The sequence below is a fragment of the Cryobacterium sp. PH29-G1 genome (assembly GCF_030063365.1).
In the GTDB taxonomy this organism is placed as follows: Bacteria; Actinomycetota; Actinomycetes; order Actinomycetales; family Microbacteriaceae; genus Cryobacterium.
The window spans coordinates 99,408-117,223 of the sequence record NZ_JASISY010000003.1; the positions used below are offsets into that span (position 1 = coordinate 99,408).

Annotated in this window: 19 protein-coding genes and 2 tRNA genes; 14 read left to right on the forward strand and 7 right to left on the reverse strand. The window is 60.4% G+C overall.

Going from position 1 to position 17,816, the window contains the following annotated elements:
- Positions 1-41: 41 nt before the first annotated feature.
- From QMK22_RS05155 to rpmH, 5 genes are read right to left on the reverse strand one after another with little or no spacing between them, the layout of a single operon-like run.
- On the reverse strand, positions 42-659 hold the full coding sequence (locus tag QMK22_RS05155) for a Jag family protein (protein WP_283496557.1): 618 nt from the start codon (positions 657-659) through the stop codon (positions 42-44).
- A gap of 11 nt (positions 660-670) precedes the next feature.
- Positions 671-1,645: a membrane protein insertase YidC gene (gene yidC, locus QMK22_RS05160; RefSeq protein WP_283496558.1), complete on the reverse strand. Its 975-nt coding sequence runs from the start codon at positions 1,643-1,645 to the stop codon at positions 671-673.
- Positions 1,646-1,653: 8 nt separating this feature from the next.
- Positions 1,654-1,965 (reverse strand): membrane protein insertion efficiency factor YidD, encoded by a 312-nt coding sequence (yidD, locus tag QMK22_RS05165; protein WP_283496559.1) that lies wholly within the window; start codon positions 1,963-1,965, stop codon positions 1,654-1,656.
- A complete protein-coding gene (gene rnpA / locus QMK22_RS05170; RefSeq protein WP_283496560.1) occupies positions 1,962-2,339 on the reverse strand; it encodes a ribonuclease P protein component in 378 nt (125 codons plus the stop codon). Before rnpA ends, yidD begins: the two co-directional genes overlap by 4 nt.
- Positions 2,340-2,362: 23 nt before the next feature.
- Positions 2,363-2,500: a 50S ribosomal protein L34 gene (rpmH, locus tag QMK22_RS05175; RefSeq protein WP_010204566.1), complete on the reverse strand. Its 138-nt coding sequence runs from the start codon at positions 2,498-2,500 to the stop codon at positions 2,363-2,365.
- Positions 2,501-2,962: 462 nt separating this feature from the next.
- Here rpmH and dnaA point away from each other — a divergent pair, with 462 nt between their 5' ends.
- From dnaA to QMK22_RS05220, 9 genes are all read left to right on the forward strand, one after another.
- Positions 2,963-4,381, forward strand: a complete 1,419-nt coding sequence (dnaA, locus tag QMK22_RS05180) for a chromosomal replication initiator protein DnaA (RefSeq protein ID WP_283496561.1) — start codon at positions 2,963-2,965, stop codon at positions 4,379-4,381.
- Between the two features lie 467 nt (positions 4,382-4,848).
- A complete protein-coding gene (gene dnaN, locus QMK22_RS05185) occupies positions 4,849-5,997 on the forward strand; it encodes a DNA polymerase III subunit beta (RefSeq protein ID WP_283496562.1) in 1,149 nt (382 codons plus the stop codon).
- A gap of 5 nt (positions 5,998-6,002) precedes the next feature.
- Positions 6,003-7,172 (forward strand): DNA replication/repair protein RecF, encoded by a 1,170-nt coding sequence (recF, locus tag QMK22_RS05190; RefSeq protein ID WP_283496563.1) that lies wholly within the window; start codon positions 6,003-6,005, stop codon positions 7,170-7,172.
- Entirely contained in the window at positions 7,165-7,704 is a 540-nt protein-coding gene (locus QMK22_RS05195) for a DciA family protein (RefSeq protein WP_502857101.1), read from the forward strand. Before recF ends, QMK22_RS05195 begins: the two co-directional genes overlap by 8 nt.
- 121 nt (positions 7,705-7,825) lie before the next feature.
- Positions 7,826-9,844: a DNA topoisomerase (ATP-hydrolyzing) subunit B gene (gene gyrB / locus QMK22_RS05200; protein ID WP_283496564.1), complete on the forward strand. Its 2,019-nt coding sequence runs from the start codon at positions 7,826-7,828 to the stop codon at positions 9,842-9,844.
- A gap of 52 nt (positions 9,845-9,896) precedes the next feature.
- Positions 9,897-12,500 carry a DNA gyrase subunit A gene (gene gyrA / locus QMK22_RS05205; protein ID WP_283496802.1) on the forward strand — a complete coding sequence of 868 codons (2,604 nt, stop codon included), beginning with the start codon at positions 9,897-9,899 and terminating at the stop codon, positions 12,498-12,500.
- Positions 12,493-12,897 (forward strand): DUF3566 domain-containing protein, encoded by a 405-nt coding sequence (locus QMK22_RS05210; RefSeq protein WP_283496565.1) that lies wholly within the window; start codon positions 12,493-12,495, stop codon positions 12,895-12,897. The genes gyrA and QMK22_RS05210 overlap by 8 nt, the downstream gene beginning before the upstream one ends.
- A gap of 148 nt (positions 12,898-13,045) precedes the next feature.
- A tRNA-Ile gene (locus tag QMK22_RS05215) sits at positions 13,046-13,119 on the forward strand.
- Positions 13,120-13,178: 59 nt separating this feature from the next.
- A tRNA-Ala gene (locus tag QMK22_RS05220) sits at positions 13,179-13,251 on the forward strand.
- Positions 13,252-13,483: 232 nt separating this feature from the next.
- On the opposite strand, the gene QMK22_RS05225 is transcribed toward QMK22_RS05220, so the two are convergent.
- A complete protein-coding gene (locus QMK22_RS05225) occupies positions 13,484-14,011 on the reverse strand; it encodes a hypothetical protein (protein WP_283496566.1) in 528 nt (175 codons plus the stop codon).
- Positions 14,012-14,163: 152 nt separating this feature from the next.
- Here QMK22_RS05225 and QMK22_RS05230 point away from each other — a divergent pair, with 152 nt between their 5' ends.
- Together QMK22_RS05230 and QMK22_RS05235 are read left to right on the forward strand one after the other, a co-directional pair.
- A complete protein-coding gene (locus QMK22_RS05230) occupies positions 14,164-14,703 on the forward strand; it encodes a peptidylprolyl isomerase (protein WP_283496567.1) in 540 nt (179 codons plus the stop codon).
- Between the two features lie 163 nt (positions 14,704-14,866).
- Complete coding sequence (locus QMK22_RS05235; RefSeq protein WP_349360630.1) at positions 14,867-15,595, forward strand: rhomboid family intramembrane serine protease; 729 nt, start codon at positions 14,867-14,869, stop codon at positions 15,593-15,595.
- 170 nt (positions 15,596-15,765) lie between these two features.
- Here the strand turns inward: QMK22_RS05235 and QMK22_RS05240 are convergent, their stop codons facing one another.
- A complete protein-coding gene (locus tag QMK22_RS05240; RefSeq protein ID WP_283496569.1) occupies positions 15,766-15,996 on the reverse strand; it encodes a cell division protein CrgA in 231 nt (76 codons plus the stop codon).
- A gap of 112 nt (positions 15,997-16,108) precedes the next feature.
- Between QMK22_RS05240 and QMK22_RS05245 the strand changes: the two genes are divergently transcribed.
- Genes QMK22_RS05245 through QMK22_RS05255 form a run of 3 tightly spaced genes read left to right on the forward strand, consistent with a single transcriptional unit; the run spans position 16,109 to position 17,769 of the window.
- Positions 16,109-16,963: a class E sortase gene (locus QMK22_RS05245; protein WP_283496570.1), complete on the forward strand. Its 855-nt coding sequence runs from the start codon at positions 16,109-16,111 to the stop codon at positions 16,961-16,963.
- A gap of 9 nt (positions 16,964-16,972) precedes the next feature.
- On the forward strand, positions 16,973-17,134 hold the full coding sequence (locus QMK22_RS05250; RefSeq protein WP_283496571.1) for a hypothetical protein: 162 nt from the start codon (positions 16,973-16,975) through the stop codon (positions 17,132-17,134).
- The gene (locus tag QMK22_RS05255; protein ID WP_283496572.1) at positions 17,131-17,769 is read left to right on the forward strand and encodes an anthranilate synthase component II; all 639 of its coding nucleotides are present in this window, start codon (positions 17,131-17,133) and stop codon (positions 17,767-17,769) included. Before QMK22_RS05250 ends, QMK22_RS05255 begins: the two co-directional genes overlap by 4 nt.
- Positions 17,770-17,816: the final 47 nt, after the last annotated feature.

Sequence of the window (17,816 nt, forward strand, 5' to 3'; positions counted from 1 at the left end):
GTTTGACGCTGATCTGACAGATTCCGACATGATCGGCCAGGCTACGCTGCGGTGATAACGGTGTGACGGTCGCGACCCTCGCCGGAGGACTCGGATCGGTAGCCACCGCTCGCGGCCACGATGTCGTGCACGAGTTTGCGCTCGTAGGAGGACATTGCGGGCAGGTCGGCCTCGGTGGCGCCACCCACAATGCGTTCAATGGCGCGCGCCACGAGAGCGGCCAGTTCCGCTTCGCGCACCTCTCGCGACCCGCCGATGTCCAAGATCAGGCGTGAGAACGAACCCGTCTTGTTTTGCACGGCGAGGCGGGTCAGTTCCTGCAGGGCGTTGACTGTTTCCGGCTTGGAGAGCACGCGCAAATTGTCAGCGTCAGAGGCCTTCACCGACAGGTAGGCGCGGCCGTTTCGGGCATCAATGTCGATGTCACCGTCCAAGTCGCAGATATCAAGAAATTCCTCGATGTAGTCCGCCGCGATATCGCCTTCACGCTCGAGCTGGTCTGTCGTGAGCGGGGCCTCGCTGGCACTGTGTGTTTCCGGGGCTGCGGGGGAGGCGGCATCCGGTGCGGCAACGGGAGTGGGAACAGGGCTGGTGGCACCGGGCGCCGAGTTGGCGCTCGGCTCGGGGCTGACCTCGGTGAGGCTGGTCTTTTCCGTCACGGTGATCTCCACTACTTCTTCGGGCCGGTTTGCTTCTTGGCGCGGGCCTTGCCGACCGGCTGCTGACGCTGTGCCGGCTTGGGGGGCTCCTCGACCACAATGATGTCACCATCGGTCCCGATGAGCTTGCCCTTGCGGGCCAGACGCTCTTCGCGAGCCTTGGCGGCTTCACTGCCGGGCGTCGGCATGTTCCGAATAACCAGGAACTGCTGAATCATGGTCCAGAAGTTTGAGGTGAGCCAGTAGAACATGACGCCGAGCGGGAACGCGACACCGGAGAAGGCGAAGACCAGGGGGAGCAGGTAGAGCATGATGCGCTGCTGCTTGAACATGGGGCTCGCCTTGGTCTCCGGCGACATGTTCTTGGAGACGATCTGCAGCTGCGTAATGAACTGCGACGCGGTCATCAGGACGACCATGGTGGCGGCGATGATCATCACGGCCGAGCTGAACGGGTCACCTGCCTGCATGAGCGTCCACTGCGACGCGAACGAGTCGCTCAGTGGTGCCTCACCGAACAGCTTGGCGTTACCAAAGCTCTGGGCACGCGTTATATCGAGCAGTCCGACGCCGGCTTTAAGGTGCTGAGCATCGTTCAGCACCGAGAACAGCGCGAAGAAGATGGGCATCTGCAGCAGCAAGGGAAGGCACGAACTCAGCGGGTTGGTACCCGTCTTCTTGTACATGGCCATGGTCTCGCGGGACATGGCCTCACGCGAGAATTGATCTTTCTTGCCCTTGTATTTGTCCTGGATCTTCTTCAGCTGCGGAGCAACTTCCAGCATCTTGCGCTGGCTTTTAATTTGCCGCACGAAGATGGGGATGAGCGCGGCACGCACGACCATGACGAGGCCAACGATCGACAACACCCAGGTGATGCCGTCGTTGTAGCCCATTCCCATCTGCGAGAACAGGGAGTGGAAGGAGACGAGCAGCAGCTCGACCACCCATTTCAGAGGCCAGAGGATCGTACCTATGAGGTCCATACTGTGGGTTAGCCCTTTCCGTGGCTAGGTGGGACAACAAAACCGAACTTCGTCAATCGAAAGCGACGTTTGCTTTTGAGAGGTACATCATCAATTCCGCCGTCAGACCACGGATGACAATGGCTCAGTCTGCGCGCAGCGAGGGCAGACCCCCACGCTAGTCCGTGTTCCTGAACGGCTCCCAGCGCATACGCCGAGCAAGACGGATAAAACCGACAGACATCCCCGTAGAGCGGAGAAATCACGGCCCGGTACACGCGAAGAATCAGGACACCCACGTTGCGGGGTATCAGAATAATCGTCGCAATGATCGGGTTCATCGGCCCGTACTGCCCTTTCGCACCGGTAGCGGGCGGGAGAGAGCACGCTGAACTTCGTCGTGCATCGTCTGCCACGTCGCAGCGCGCGCGCTCGGCAAAGCGCGGATCACGACATCCGTTCCGGCCGGCACCAGGGAAAGCAGGTCGAACGTAACCGCCTTGAGGCGGCGACGAACGAGATTGCGCCTCACGGCGTCACCCACATTCTTTGCGACAATGAAACCAAAACGGGCCGGGATACCCACGGTATCCGACTCTGACGCAGAGTTCTTTCGTACATACAGAACGGTGTGCGCACCAACGATCCGCACACCACGCCGAACGACGCCTTGATAGTCGCTGCCGCTCGTAATGCGATTTACGTGAGCGAGCACGAGAACCTGGCGACCACGAGAACTTACGCGGAGAGTTCGGTGCGACCCTTGCGACGGCGAGCACCGAGGATGGCGCGGCCCGCACGGGTACGCATGCGCAGGCGGAAGCCGTGCACCTTGGCGCGACGACGGTTGTTCGGCTGGAAGGTTCTCTTGCTCATAGTTCAATCTCCACGTATTTGAATCACCGCCGGCCAAGTTCCCCTCGGCCAGAACAGCAGCGCGCACAGAAGTTGGAAGCCCGCGGGATGGGGTCAACTGATTAAAACTACGGCCTCGGCCACGTCTGGTCAAACTCAACCCCCGAATCGGGTGATTCTCCACAATAATGACTCCATCACAGATACCGATCAGAGAAGGCAGGTCATGGTTGAATTCGCCTCACTGAGCGGGATTGACTACCGTAAAGACAAGTTATCCACAGGTTGGTGGCATCAACCTGAGAGTTCAGCCGCTTTTATACACAAGCGGTGGATAACTTTAACGATGGCTCTCGAACCCGGACCATGGCGACACGCCTCGTGCGGGCCCGGGGACGGCAGCGGGTCGAAAGATCAGACCGGACCACCGTCGCCCTGCGCCGTCCGCACAGTAATAGACCAAATTCACAGATTGTAGGAACCATGGCAGACGTTGAAACGCCGATAGCCCAAACTTGGCGATCCGTTCTGACCACGTTGGAATCCGACGCGACCATCACCCCCATGCTCTACGGGTTCCTCAGTCTGGTTGAACCCAAAGGCATCGCCGCCGGCACCTTCTATCTCGAGGTGCCCAATGAGTTCACGGCGAGTATGCTCAACCAGCGGATGCGGGTTCCTCTACTCACTGCCATGGGCCAGCTCGATGAGCCCACCGCGGTGTCGACGTTCTATGTGGTGGTCAACCCGGAGCTCGAGCAAGAGTCGTTGCGTCCGGTGCAGCAAACCCTGACGCCACCCGACATCATCACGCCGGCGCCTCCACAGTCGGTTTTCGAAGGAGCCGTGCCCGCGCAGCCCCATGAAACCCGACTGAACCCCAAGTACAGTTTTGACAACTTCGTTATCGGACAGTCGAACCGGTTCGCTCATGCTGCGGCCGTGGCCGTGGCCGAAGCCCCGGCCAAGGCGTACAACCCCCTGTTCGTGTATGGATCCTCAGGTTTGGGTAAAACTCACCTGCTGCACGCAATCGGCCACTACGCCATGAGCCTGTACCCAGGGATCCGGGTGCGGTACGTCAGTTCTGAAGAGTTCACAAACGACTTCATCAACTCCATAGCGAACAACCGTGGCGCAGCCTTCCAGGCGCGCTATCGCAATATCGACATCCTGATGATTGACGACATCCAGTTTCTGCAGAACAAGGCGGAGACCCAGGAAGCCTTTTTCCACACCTTCAACACCCTGCACGACCACAACAAGCAGGTGGTTATCACCAGCGACCTGCCGCCCAAACATCTCACCGGCTTCGAAGACCGTATGCGCAGCCGATTTGAATGGGGTCTCATCACGGATGTTCAGGCTCCCGACCTGGAGACGCGGATCGCTATCCTGCGCAAGAAGGCGCAGAGCGAAAAGCTGCAGGTGCCTCACGACATTCTTGAGTTCATGGCCTCAAAGGTGTCCTCGAATATTCGAGAGTTGGAGGGAACTCTCATTCGGGTCACTGCGTTCGCAAGCTTGAATCGCACTCCGGTGGACATGGACCTGGTGCAAACGGTGCTCAAAGACCTCATCACCCTCGATGAAGATAACGTCATCGCACCGGTGGACATCATCACCAACACGGCTAATTACTTCAAGCTATCCGTGGATGACCTGTACGGATCCAGCCGTTCCCAAGCCATCGCCACAGCGCGCCAAATCGCCATGTACCTGTGCCGGGAGCTGACGAATCTGTCTCTTCCGAAGATCGGGCAGCTGTTCGGCAACCGGGACCATACGACCGTGATGTACGCGAATAAGAAGATCAGCGAACTCATGAAGGAGCGGCGGTCCATCTATAACCAGGTCACCGAGCTCACCAACCGCATCAAGCAGGACCATCGCTATAAGTAGGGCACAGACGTCTGCCCGTGTGTTAAAATTCGCGGCCCCTCCGGAAGTTTTCACCGGTTTCAACGTGTTGAGACAGGTTTTGACCCGGAGGGGCCAAAATTTTTTTAGTTTTCACACCTGTGGATAACCCTGTGGAATTAACTCCCACAACGTGGCTCTACCTGTTGAAACTCCGGGCCGGCCTGTAGAAACTTGTAATTACCAAGAGTTCGAGTTGCTCAAACGAATGACAAACTTCCACAACTCGCCCACAACTTACAAACGTGTAGTTCCCAATGCCTCAGCGGTTTTCACAGAGTTATCCACAGTTTCCACAACGGTTAAGAAGATTAACAAGAATTCTTTAACTGGATCTAGCCGACAACCTTGGGTGCCAGGGCCCCCACGCCCATGCGGTAACGAACCGTCCGGTGAAGACAGCTAGCATTGAGGCCCAACCAACCGCCAATACGCGAAGGAATGACATCGTGAGATTTCAAGCCAATCGGGATGTCTTCAGCGAAGCAGTTTCCTTCGCGGTCAAGCTACTGCCCCAACGAACCACCCTGCCCATCCTGAGCGGTGTGCTCATCGAAGCCACAGAAACGGGCTTGATCCTCTCGTCATTCGACTACGAGGTATCGGCTCAAACCGAGATCGTTGCCGAAGTTGAAGAAACCGGCAAAATTCTCGTCTCCGGCCGGCTTCTGGCCGAAATCGCCAGCCGTCTTCCCAACGCGCCGGTGCGCTTTTCCACGGAGAACTCCCGCATCAAGGTCAGCTGTGGTTCGGCAAGCTTCACCCTGCTGTCTATGCCCGTTGAGGAATATCCCAGCATTCCGCAGGTCAGCACGCAATCGGGATTAGTGCCGGCCGCCGAATTCGCCGCCGCTGTCGCTCAGGTCGCCGTTGCGGCGTCACGCGACGACGTCACTCCGGTCATCACCGGCGTGCAACTCGAGGTCACCGAAAACAGCCTGAGCCTGGTGGCCACCGACCGTTACCGCGTCGCGGTTCGGGAAATCGATTGGGATCCGGGCAGCAATCCCGCCGAGGGAACGATCACCGCGCTCGTGCCGGCGCGTACCCTGCAGGAAGTGGGCAAGACGTTCGGCCACAGTGGCACCATCTCGGTCTCCATCACGAACAGCGATGACCGCGAGCTGATTGCTTTCACCGCGAATAAGAAGACCGTCACTTCACTGCTGATCAAGGGCAACTTTCCGCCGGTCCGCCGCTTGTTCCCCACCGCCGTTGATAACTACGCGGTGATGAACACGGCCGATCTGATCGAAGCCACCCGCCGAGTTCAGCTCGTGTTGGAACGCGAAGCTGCCCTGCGTTTCACGTTCGCCACCGATGGGGTCACCCTCGAAGCGGTCGGCTCAGAACAAGCCCAGGCGTCGGAAACCATCGATGCGATCCTCTCCGGCACTGAGACCGTCGTCTCGCTGAAGCCGCAGTTCCTGCTTGATGGGCTCAGCGCCGTGCATTCAGAATTCGTGCGTATCTCCTTCACGAAAACGGAAAACCCGAACAAGCCAGGGCCGGTGTTGATCACCAGCCAGACCTCACGCGAGCAGGCCGGAGCCGACAGCTATAAGTATCTGCTTCAGCCCAACCTGCTGCTGCGCTAACGACGGTGCGGGTCACCCACCTCTCACTGACCGACTTTCGCAATTACGCGGGTGCCGAGGTCGGGTTCGTTCCCGGCCCGAATCTCATAGTCGGGCGCAACGGGCAGGGAAAAACCAACCTGGTCGAGGCCCTCGGTTTTCTCAGCACGCTGGGATCGCACCGGGTCTCCACCGACAAGGCCATGATTCGGGCCGGCCAGGATTCCGGAATCATTCGGGCCCGGCTGGAATACAACGGCCGGGATATCCTCGCCGAGGTTCAGCTCAACCGTGCCGGACAGAACCGGGCGCAGGTCAATCGGTCCGTCATCAAGACCCGGGACCTTCCCCGTTATTTTTCGAGTGTGGTCTTTGCACCGGAGGATCTCGCCCTCGTGCGCGGGGATCCCTCGGGGCGCCGCAAGTTTCTCGATCAGCTCCTGGTACTGCGCACCCCGCGCCTCGCCGCCGTGCTCAGTGATTACGACCGGGTGCTCAAACAACGCAATACCCTGCTGAAATCGGCCAGAGCCTCGGGGGTTCGCGGTAACCAACTCTCGACTCTCGAAATCTGGGACGAACGTTTGGTGGAGTTCGGTTCGGAAATCATCGACGAACGCGCCAAACTTGTTGCCGCGCTCGGTGAACCGTTGCGCGCGGCCTATCGGGCCGTGGTGAATGAGGATCATGGCCCCGCGTTGGTGGCGAGTCTGAGCATTCTCGGTGCCGACGAAGATGCCGACCTCGGCGTCGTTGCGGCCCCGGCCCCGCAGGAGGCGTCACAATCGGTGGAATCCGCTACCAACGAAATCTTTCGCACTGCTCTGGTCGGATTGCGAAAACGGGAGCTGGAGCGCGGCATCACCCTCGCCGGCCCGCACCGCGATGACCTGGTCTTCATGCTCAATGCCTTACCTGCCAAGGGATATGCCAGCCACGGGGAATCGTGGTCGTTCGCGCTGTCGTTGAAACTGGCATCCGCTCAACTCTTGCGTCAAGACTCCGCCAGTGGTGACCCGGTCCTCATTCTGGATGACGTTTTCGCCGAGCTGGATCTGGACCGTCGTGCTCGGTTGGCTACCGCGATCGGGTCGTTCGAACAGGTCCTGATTACGGCTGCCGTACTCGAAGACATTCCCAAGGCGCTCGTCGCACATACGATTCATATCCACGCCGGAGCGGTCGTCGATGCCTGACGAGATTGTTCCACGTGAAACAACGCCCGACGACGATTCGATGGAATCACACGGCAGTGAAGCGGCACAGGTATACCTGCGGTTCAAGCACATTTTCGGCGATCCCAACGCGCGTCGATCACGCGGTCGCAAGCGGATTGCGCCGGCAGCCGGCTCGAGCGTTCCGTTTGGAATCGGACGGGACCCGCGTGGATTGGGCGACACGATCAACTCGCTCACCATGCAGCTGGGGTGGAATTCTCCGTTGGCCCAGTCCGAGCTTCTGGCGTCGTGGTCGGAATTGGCCGGTGCGGAAACGGCCAATCATTCGACCCCGGCCGGTATCGATGACGGAGTGCTCACCGTGCACTGTGAATCTACGGCCTGGGCCACCCAGTTGCGACTTATGCGCAACGTCATCATGGAACACATCGCCAATCGCTACCCAGACGCGGGCATCCAGTCGATTCGTTTCCAGGGCCCTAACGCACCGTCCTGGAAAAAGGGCCCCAGATCAATTCCAGGGCGTGGTCCGCGCGATACCTACGGGTGACCCAGCATTTAAGGTCAACCCCTTGAAATAAACGCGTCAACCGGCGATTGTGGCCGGTTCAGCTCCCCCTGTTTGGTAGACTGAATGGTCGCCCGTGCGATGGTCAGGAGCCTAATTTCAGATGACAGTTGAACCGACGCCCGAACGCACGTCCCCAGATATATCCCCAGTCGAGGCGGAGCGGGAGCCGGAGCACGAATACGGTGCCGACGATATCCAGGTGCTTGAAGGCCTGGAAGCCGTTCGCAAGCGACCCGGAATGTATATCGGGTCCACTGGACCGCGCGGACTGCACCACCTCGTCTATGAGATCGTTGACAACTCCGTCGATGAGGCTCTGGCCGGACACTGCGACACCATCGACATTCGTATTCTCGCCGACGGCGCGATTCGTGTCGAAGACAACGGCCGTGGCATTCCCGTCGACATCCACAAGGCTGAGGGACGCTCAACCGTTGAGGTCGTGCTGACCGTGCTGCACGCCGGCGGCAAATTTGGCGGCGGCGGATATTCCGTTTCCGGTGGACTGCACGGCGTGGGAAGCTCCGTCGTTAACGCGCTGTCGAGCCGCCTCGAGGTGGAGGTTCGTCGACAGGGCTTTGTCTGGCGGCAGAGTTTCGCCAACGGTGTTCCCAACGCTCCTCTCGAAAAGGGCGAAGCGAGCGACGAAACCGGTACGACGATTACCTTCTGGCCGAGTGCGGAAACGTTTGAGACGATCGACTTCGACTACGAAACCCTGCGCGCGCGTTTTCAGCAGATGGGCTTTCTCAACAAGGGCCTGCGGCTCACCCTCACCGACGAGCGCGATGCGCACCGCACCGACGAGGGTAAAGCCATCAGCAATACCTTCAAATACGACCAGGGGCTCGTCGACTACGTCGAATACCTCAACCGCGCGAAGAAGGCCGACCTCGTCAACGATGAGATCATCTCGTTCGAGTGGGAAGACCACGAACGCAAGATGGCGCTCGAAGTGGCCATGCAATGGACGACCGCCTACACCGAGAGCGTGCACACCTACGCCAACACGATCAACACGCACGAGGGGGGAACCCACGAAGAAGGATTCCGCGCCGCGCTGACCACGCTCGTGAACAAATACGCCCGTGAGAAGGGAATCCTGAAAGACAAGGATGACAACCTCACCGGCGACGACGTGCGTGAGGGGCTGACCGCGGTCGTGTCGATCAAGCTGGCCGAACCGCAGTTCGAAGGTCAAACCAAGACCAAGCTGGGCAACACCGAGGCGAAGTCCTTCGTGCAGAAGGTTGCCAACGATCAGCTCACCGATTGGTTCAACCGCAACCCGAACCCGGCCCGCGAAATCATCCGCAAATCGCTGCAGGCTTCGAATGCGCGAATGGCCGCCCGGAAAGCCCGCGAAACCGCGCGTCGCAAGGGTCTGCTCGAGGGCGGTGGAATGCCGGGCAAGCTCAAGGACTGCCAGAGCAAGGATCCCTCGATCTCCGAAATCTTCATCGTGGAGGGTGACTCGGCCGGCGGCTCCGCCGTTCAGGGCCGTAATCCTGAAACCCAGGCGATTCTGCCGCTGCGCGGCAAGATCCTCAACGTTGAGAAGGCCCGGCTGGACCGTGCCCTCGGCAACAACGAGGTTCAGGCCATGATCACGGCCTTCGGAGCCGGTATCGGCGAAGAGTTCAACCCCGACAAGGTGCGCTACCACAAGATCGTTTTGATGGCCGACGCCGATGTCGACGGGCAGCACATCACGACCCTGCTGCTGACTCTCTTGTTCCGGTACATGCGCCCGCTGATCGACCTCGGCTATGTGTATCTGGCTCAGCCTCCGCTGTATCGCCTCAAGTGGACGAACTCGCCGCACCAGTACGTGTATTCCGACGCTGAGCGTGACGCGCTCCTGGCCGATGGAGCCGCCGCCGGCAAGCGCATTCCGAAAGACAACGGAATTCAGCGCTATAAGGGCCTCGGTGAGATGGACTACAAGGAGTTGTGGGAAACCACCATGGCCCCCGAATCCCGCACCCTGCTGCAGGTCACCCTGGACGACGCGGCATCCGCCGACGAAATCTTCTCCACCCTGATGGGTGAAGACGTCGAATCACGACGCAACTTCATCCAGAAAAACGCGAAGGACGTGCGTTTCCTTGACATCTGATGACACCACGGGAAATTCCGATTCGGTCAACTCCGACGCGGTTGATGCCGACGTGACGGCCGCGCACGACGCTGCTGCCGCTGCCCATCTCGTGCAGCACGGCAAGATCGACCAGGTCGATCTGCAGCTTGAAATGCAGCGTTCCTACCTCGACTACGCGATGAGCGTGATCGTCGGTCGTGCGCTGCCCGACGTTCGTGACGGCATGAAGCCGGTGCACCGTCGAGTGATCTACGCCATGTTTGACGGTGGCTACCGTCCGGACAAGGCTTTCTCCAAGTGCGCCCGCGTCGTCGGTGACGTGATGGGGCAGTTTCACCCGCACGGTGACTCCTCAATCTATGACGCGCTCGTGCGTCTCGTTCAGCCGTGGAGCCTGCGGTATCCGCTCGCCCTCGGCCAGGGAAACTTCGGTTCCCCCGGTAACGACGGCGCTGCTGCGCCGCGATACACCGAAACGAAAATGGCCCCGCTCGCCCTGGAAATGGTGCGCGACATCGACGAGGACACCGTCGACTTTCAGGACAACTACGACGGCCGTACCCTCGAGCCGACCGTATTGCCGGCTCGTTTTCCCAACCTGCTGGTCAACGGCTCGGTGGGTATCGCCGTTGGTATGGCCACCAACATTCCGCCGCACAACCTGCGCGAGGTCGCCGCGGGTGCCCAGTGGTACTTGGAAAACCCTGAAGCGACCCGCGAAGAACTGCTCGAAGCGCTCATTGCGCGCATCAAGGGACCGGACTTTCCCACCGGCGCCCAGATCCTGGGTATCAAGGGCATTCAGGATGCGTACCGCACCGGGCGTGGCTCCATTACGATGCGGGCCGTGGTCAGCATCGAAGAAATTCAGGGGCGGACCTGCCTCGTCATCACCGAACTGCCCTACCAGGTGAACCCGGACAACCTCGCGATCAAGATCGCGGACTTGGTCAAGGACGCCAAGATCACCGGCATCGCGGACATTCGCGATGAGACCAGCGGTCGAACCGGCCAGCGTCTCGTGATCGTGCTCAAGCGCGACGCCGTCGCCAAGGTTGTGCTGAACAACCTGTACAAGCACACCCAGCTGCAGGAAAATTTCGGCGCCAACATGCTGGCCATCGTCGATGGTGTGCCGCGCACGCTTTCCCTTGACGGCTTCATCGCCGCTTGGGTGGCGCACCAGATCGAGGTCATCGTTCGGCGCACCCAATTCCGGTTGAACAAGGCCGAAGCGGATGCCCACATTCTGCGCGGCTATCTCAAGGCCCTCGATGCCCTCGACGACGTGATCGCGCTCATTCGCCGCTCCAACACCGTCGATGACGCCCGCGAAGGCTTGATGGCCCTGCTCGACGTCGACAAGCTGCAAGCCGACGCCATTCTCACCATGCAGTTGCGTCGCCTCGCTGCCCTCGAACGCCAGAAGATCATCGATCAGGCCGCCGAACTGGAGCTGCAGATCGCGGAATTCAAGTCGATTCTGGCCAGCCCCGAACGTCAGCGCACGATCATCAGCGAGGAACTGGCTGAAATCACGGCCAAGTTCGGTGACGACCGCCGCACCGAGATCATGTTCGGCTTCGACGGCGATATGTCGATCGAAGACCTCATTCCCGAAGAGGAAATGGTGGTGACCGTCACCCGCGGCGGCTACATCAAGCGCACCCGCAGCGACAACTACCGCAACCAGCACCGCGGTGGCAAGGGCGTCAAGGGCGCCCAGCTGCGCGCCGACGACGTCGTGGAACATTTCTTCGTGACCACGACGCACCACTGGCTGCTGTTCTTCACCAACACCGGCCGGGTCTACCGTGCCAAGGCCTACGAAGCACAGGAATCGGGCCGCGATGCCAAGGGCCAGCACGTGGCCAACCTGCTCGCCCTGCAGCCGGGCGAAGATATCGCGCAGATCCTCGATATTCGTGACTACGACGTTGCCCAGTATCTGACGCTCGCCACGCGTGACGGACTGATCAAGAAGACCGCGCTGCGCGAATACGACACCAACCGCACCGGTGGCATCATCGCCATCAAGCTGCGCGAGGGCGACGAACTCGTGTCTGCGCTGTTGGTTGAAGACGATTCCGATTTGCTGTTGGTCTCGCACAAGGGCATGTCGATTCGTTTCACGGCGACCGACGAAGCATTGCGCCCAATGGGTCGCAGTACCTCCGGCGTGATCGGAATGCACTTCCGCGGCGAGGACAGCCTGCTCGATGCATCCGTTATCAATGACGACGGTTTCGTCTTCGTGGTCACTGAAGGCGGCTACGCCAAGCGCACCGCTGCTGACCAGTACCGGCTGCAGAATCGCGGCGGCTTGGGCATCAAGGTGGCCAAGCTCAATGATGACCGCGGCGATTTGGTGGGTTCGTTGATTGTGAACGCCGAGGACGAGGTCCTTGTGGTTCTTGCCAGTGGCAAGGTGGTACGCTCGTTCGTCGCCGAGGTTCCGGCCAAGGGTCGGGACACGATGGGCGTTGTGTTCGCTAAGTTTGCGAGCGAAGACAGAATCATTTCCATCGCGAGAAACATTGAACGTAATCTGGTCGCCACCGACGAAGAAGGCGAAGCGGATGCCGATGCACCGGTCGATGTCGTCGACGCCAGTGCTGCTGACGGCGCTGTTCCGAACGTGATTGCAGGGAAAGTAGAGACACCGAATGAGTAGCGTCGCCGAAAAGCTCGCCAAAAAATCCACGCGTAAGACCACGAGCAAGCAGGTTCGTCTTAAATTGGTCTACGTCGACTTCTGGTCGGCCGTGAAATTGGCCTTCCTGATCGCCGTATGCGTGGCTATCGTCACGATCGTGGCGACGTTTCTGACCTACACGGTGCTCGTGCAGACCGAGGTACTGACCAAGGTCGACGACCTGTACGCCACCGTTGCGGGAGAATCAGCCGATCTGGCCGCCATCCTCTCCATCGGCAACGTTATGGGCTTCGCGGTCGTTGTGGCCGTGCTGAACATGGTCGTCATCACCGCCCTCGGCGCTATCTACGCCGTGCTGTACAACCTGAGCGTCAAAATCACCGGCGGACTGCTCGTCGGTTTCACCAACAACTAGCCTCTCAACCGGCTCGTTACGCACGATCGAGGGCTGTTTCTCTCCCGAAACAGCCCTCGCAGCGATGAATTTCAAAAATTTCCTCGCACGGAAGGCGCTCGATTTCAGGTTCCGGCCAGATTCCGGTAGTCTTCAATCTGCCCAAGAGGGGGATATAGCTCAGTTGGTTAGAGCGCTTCACTGATAATGAAGAGGTCCCAGGTTCAAATCCCGGTATCCCCACGCAGTACCAGATTCACTCCGATAACAGCGTTCGCGTTGTTCACTCGGCCTGAGAAATCGGGGCCATAGCTCAATTGGTAGAGCGCCTGCTTTGCAAGCAGGAGGTCCGGGGTTCGATTCCCCGTGGCTCCACAGTTTCAGTGCACGGCCCGTCTTCGGACGGGCCATGTCTCGTTAACGGGCTTTGTCTCGTTAACGGGCTGTCAATACGCTTGCCCCCCGCGCTGCGCAGGTCGAACGGCGCACGAGCGTTCGCGCTGAGAGCCCACAGGCGGGGCGTGAGGGCCGCGGCATCCGTTTAACGACTGAGGGCCCGCATCCGGTGGATGCGGGCCCTCAACGAGGTGGTGGGCGTTTTTTGGCCCTAGTCTTCCTGCGGTGCGGCCGGTTCGACCTCGTCATCGGAGACCCAGAGCTCGTCGTCGGCACGGAAGGTCTGCCAGACGGCGTAGGCGACGCCTGCAGCGGCAACCACGGCGAGGCCGAGCGCGAAGTAGGTTCCGGCACCCGGACCCTTCGGTTCGACGACAACGGGCTTCTGCAGACGGATGCGGCCCAGCGCGGCACGTACGCGGGCGTCGCGAGCGACATCACCGACGGACATGACCGTGCCGATTGCGGAACCGATGCCCGGCAGCACGTCATTGACGACGCGGCGGCGCACACCGTCGGCGGCTCCCTGGGTGGCGTTCACGCTGGCGCGAAGGTAGTGGTCGTAGCCCTCGCGAACGCGCGGAGCTACTTCTTCGCGAGCGAGGACACCGGCCTCGCGGCCGGCCTGGCGAGCGAGCACGTTTGCTCGCTCCAATACTTCTTGTTGGTGGCTCCATAATTCGTCTGCGCTTTTACGCAGCCGAGTGAGTTCCTTGCGGCGCTTGCGTGACAGGCTCATCTAGACCCTCCATCGATGTCGTGTGGCGAATGTGTATCTATCTTGCCACTGAGTGCCCATCTTGCCACTCAATCGCCGTGTTGCCAGCGAATGCACTGGGAGCGTGCCACGGCAATCAGATTCACTGGAGATTGCTGTGCAAGAATCTGTGTATGTCTAAGCACACCGCTGTCGCCACCCTGAACACCACCCTCGGACCGATCAAGGTCAATCTCTTCGGCAATCACGCACCGAAGACGGTCAAAAACTTCGTCGGCCTCGCGACCGGCGAGCTCGAATGGAAGCACCCCGCTACGGGCGTTGCCTCCACCACGCCGCTCTATGACGGCACGATCTTTCACCGCATCATCAAGGACTTCATGATTCAGGCCGGCGACCCGCTCGGCCAGGGCACCGGTGGCCCGGGCTACCAGTTCGATGACGAAATCAGCCCCGACCTCGACTTCACCCAGCCCTACGTGCTCGCCATGGCGAACGCGGGAATCCAGGGCGGCCACGGCACGAACGGCTCGCAGTTCTTCATCACCGTCGTTCCGACCACCTGGCTTCAGGGCAAGCACACCATTTTCGGTGCCGTTGAAGACGAAGACAGCCGCGCTATTGTCGCCAAGCTCGCCACCGTCGCCACCGATGGTCGTGACCGCCCCCTCGAAGACGTTGTCATTCAGAGCGTTTCCGTCGAGTCCGTCTAAGCACCACCCCCTGTAGAGAATGAGTGATCTGCCGGCCTCGGCGGCGAATTTTTGTTACCGCCACCCGGGGCGGCAGAGCTTCATTCTCTGCCAACGCTGCGGACGCACCATCTGCGCCGAGTGCCAAACTCAGGCCGCAGTCGGAGTTGTCTGCCCGGAATGCATGCGCGAGCAGCGTAAAAACGCGCCCCGCACCAAGCCGGCCATTCTCACCCGGTTGACCGGCAGTGGAAAACCGACGGTGACATATTCCATTATTGGAATCACCCTGGTCGTGTACCTGCTGCAGTTCGTCTTCGGCTCCCAGATCACCAGTTTGCTCTGGTACGCCGGGGTGTACTCGTATCCCGGCAGCTTTGAGCCGTGGCGCATGCTCACCACAGCCCTCGTGCACGGGTCACTTTTTCACGTGCTGTTGAATATGTACACGCTGTGGATTTTCGGGCAGCTCCTGGAACAGTTGCTCGGGCGCGGACGCTATCTGGCGCTATATCTGCTGAGCGGAGTGGCCGGTTCACTCGGCGTGCTGTTTCTCTCGAGTCCGACCACGCCGGTCGTGGGGGCATCCGGAGCGATCTTCGGGCTGATGGGGGCGTTCCTCGTGATTCAGCGTCGTCTCGGTGGCAATGCCACCCAGCTGCTCGTGCTCGTGGGGATCAACCTTGTGATCGGGTTTATCCCGGGGCTCAATATCGCCTGGCAGGCGCACGTCGGCGGAATCATCGGCGGAGCAATACTCGGTCTGATCTATGTTCAGACGCGCCGCATCCGGCAGAAATCGTTACAGGTGGGGTTGATCGGCGCTTTCGCGGCGCTGCTCGTGCTCTTGAGCTTCGCCCGCTTCTTTGTGAGTTGGGGTTCAGTCTCGGTCAGTACCTGGCTCGTGGGATAGCCCGCCACACTGGCCTACCGCACTGGTCTGCCGTGAGAGTTATCCACAGGTCTATCCACATGGGGATAATTACACCGGTGTCATTACCCGCACTACCGCCTGCTGGTTACCGGGCGGTAACGATTCGATGATCGTGAGTTGTCCGGTTGGTACCGGTTTGGGGCGCTGGATTAACGCCAGCGGGTGGTCATCAGAAAGCCGATGAAAGCGATTCCGAAGCCGACCAAAATGTTCATGGCGCCGAGGCTCGCGATGGGCAACTGGCTGCCGCTGACGTAGAACACGATGATCCAGGCCAAGCCGAGCAGCATGAAACCGAACATGACCGGCTTAAACCAGACGGCGTTGGGTGCCTCTTCGTTCGAGCGGGTAACTTCGGTGCGGGGATTCTTACGAGCCATCCTGCGATCCTAGCGTCTCCGCCTGTTTGAGTGGAGTTGTCGGGCTGGCCTGAGGCATTCAGGTCGGTAGACTCGCAGTATGTGTCCACAGGCAGACGACCCCACTTCGCCCGTGCCTAACGGCATCGAGTCGTCGTCGGCAGCGGCAGCGGTATCGGAACCGGCGGTTGCCGCCGAGGAAGGTTTCAAGCGTCCGCGCCGGGCGAAAGCGGCCAGGATTACCGTTGTCGGAGTGCTGGGCGAACTGCTCATCACCGCGGGCGTGCTCGTCTTGCTCTTTTTGGGGTGGCAGCTGTGGTGGAACGACATGATCATGGCCAATTCCCAGTCCGAAGCGGCAAGTCAGATCAGCCAGGACTGGATCGCTCAGGACACGTCCACAGCCGAACCGGCGCCGTCCGTGGATCCGGCAGAGCCGAACGCTGCGGCAGCACCGGCCGACTACGGCGTTCCAGTGGTCGGATCCGCGCCGGCCAATGCCCAGGCCTTCGCCGTGTTGTATGTTCCGCGTTTCGGCGCTGATTACCACCGCACCATCGCCGAGGGCACCGGCCACGACGTTTTGAACAGCAACCGTCTGGGAATCGGGCATTACAAGGGCACCGAAATGCCGGGCGAGGTCGGCAACTTCGCTGTTGCCGCGCACCGAAGTGCTTTCGGGGGCGGTATGCACCTCATCAACGAACTTCAACTCGGCGACGCCATCTACGTGCAGACCGCCGACGGCTACTACACCTATCGCTACCGGGACACCGAATATGTTGCGCCCTCGCAGGTACAGGTGCTGGCATCCGTTCCCAACAATCCCACCGCAAGCGCGGTCGACCGCATCATCACCCTGACCAGCTGCAACCCGTTGTATTCCACGGCGGAACGTATCATCGCCTACGGCGTGCTTGAATCGTGGCAGCCGCTCTCGGCCGGTGCCCCCGCCGAGCTTGCACCGATCATCGCAGCGCAGGGCTAGGAGGCTTCAATGTACGCAGCACTGTGGCGTGTTCTTCCCGGACCAATCTGGGTGCGCATCATTCTTGTTCTGATTCTGGTGGTGGCCGTATTGGCCGTGCTGGCCACCTGGGTCTATCCGTGGATCGACGGCATCATCAACAACCAGGAAGCGACGGTGGGTGGCGCATGACGCGTATTCTCGTTATCGACAACTACGACAGCTTTGTGTACACCCTGAACGGGTATTTGATGGAGCTCGGCGCCGAAACGGACGTGGTGCGCAACGATGCATTCGACGCGACCGAGGCCGCCGCCCGCATTGCCGAGTACGACGGCGTTCTGGTCTCCCCGGGGCCGGGCAAGCCGTCAGAGGCCGGCGTGTCCATCGCCGTCGTCGAGGCTGCGCTGGCCGCCAACATACCCTTGTTCGGCGTGTGCCTGGGCCTGCAGGCCATCGCGGAGGCTTTCGGGGCTACCGTGACCAATGCTGAAGAGCTCATGCACGGTAAGACGTCACTGATCACCCACGACGGCAGTGACTTCTATGACGGAGTGCCGCAACCGTTCACGGCCACCCGCTATCATTCCCTCGCCGTTGTCGCGTCAACCGTTCCGAGCGACCTCATCGTGACGTCCCGCACCCAGGGCGGGGTGATTATGGGGTTGCGGCACGTATCCGCTCCAATCATCGGTGTACAGTTTCACCCGGAGTCGGTGCTGACCGAGGGCGGTTACCGGATGATCGGCAACTGGCTGGCCCTGACCGGCCTGGAGAGTGCGCGGGAGACCGCGAAGTCCCTGCACCCCCTGCTGCGCCTGGCCTGACCCGCACCTCCCCCCGCATAGCCTCACCCTGCGACCGGGCCCGGGCC

Coding starts and splice junctions, on each gene's coding strand:
- yidD (WP_283496559.1), bottom strand. CDS start 1,965: ATGAACCCGATCATTGCGACGATTATTCTGATACCCCGCAACGTGGGT.
- QMK22_RS05255 (WP_283496572.1), top strand. CDS start 17,131: ATGACGCGTATTCTCGTTATCGACAACTACGACAGCTTTGTGTACACC.
- QMK22_RS05230 (WP_283496567.1), top strand. CDS start 14,164: ATGTCTAAGCACACCGCTGTCGCCACCCTGAACACCACCCTCGGACCG.
- QMK22_RS05195 (WP_502857101.1), top strand. CDS start 7,165: ATGCCTGACGAGATTGTTCCACGTGAAACAACGCCCGACGACGATTCG.
- QMK22_RS05240 (WP_283496569.1), bottom strand. CDS start 15,996: ATGGCTCGTAAGAATCCCCGCACCGAAGTTACCCGCTCGAACGAAGAG.
- rpmH (WP_010204566.1), bottom strand. CDS start 2,500: ATGAGCAAGAGAACCTTCCAGCCGAACAACCGTCGTCGCGCCAAGGTG.
- QMK22_RS05225 (WP_283496566.1), bottom strand. CDS start 14,011: ATGAGCCTGTCACGCAAGCGCCGCAAGGAACTCACTCGGCTGCGTAAA.
- QMK22_RS05235 (WP_349360630.1), top strand. CDS start 14,867: ATGCGCGAGCAGCGTAAAAACGCGCCCCGCACCAAGCCGGCCATTCTC.
- QMK22_RS05210 (WP_283496565.1), top strand. CDS start 12,493: ATGAGTAGCGTCGCCGAAAAGCTCGCCAAAAAATCCACGCGTAAGACC.
- QMK22_RS05250 (WP_283496571.1), top strand. CDS start 16,973: ATGTACGCAGCACTGTGGCGTGTTCTTCCCGGACCAATCTGGGTGCGC.
- dnaA (WP_283496561.1), top strand. CDS start 2,963: ATGGCAGACGTTGAAACGCCGATAGCCCAAACTTGGCGATCCGTTCTG.
- gyrB (WP_283496564.1), top strand. CDS start 7,826: ATGACAGTTGAACCGACGCCCGAACGCACGTCCCCAGATATATCCCCA.
- yidC (WP_283496558.1), bottom strand. CDS start 1,645: ATGGACCTCATAGGTACGATCCTCTGGCCTCTGAAATGGGTGGTCGAG.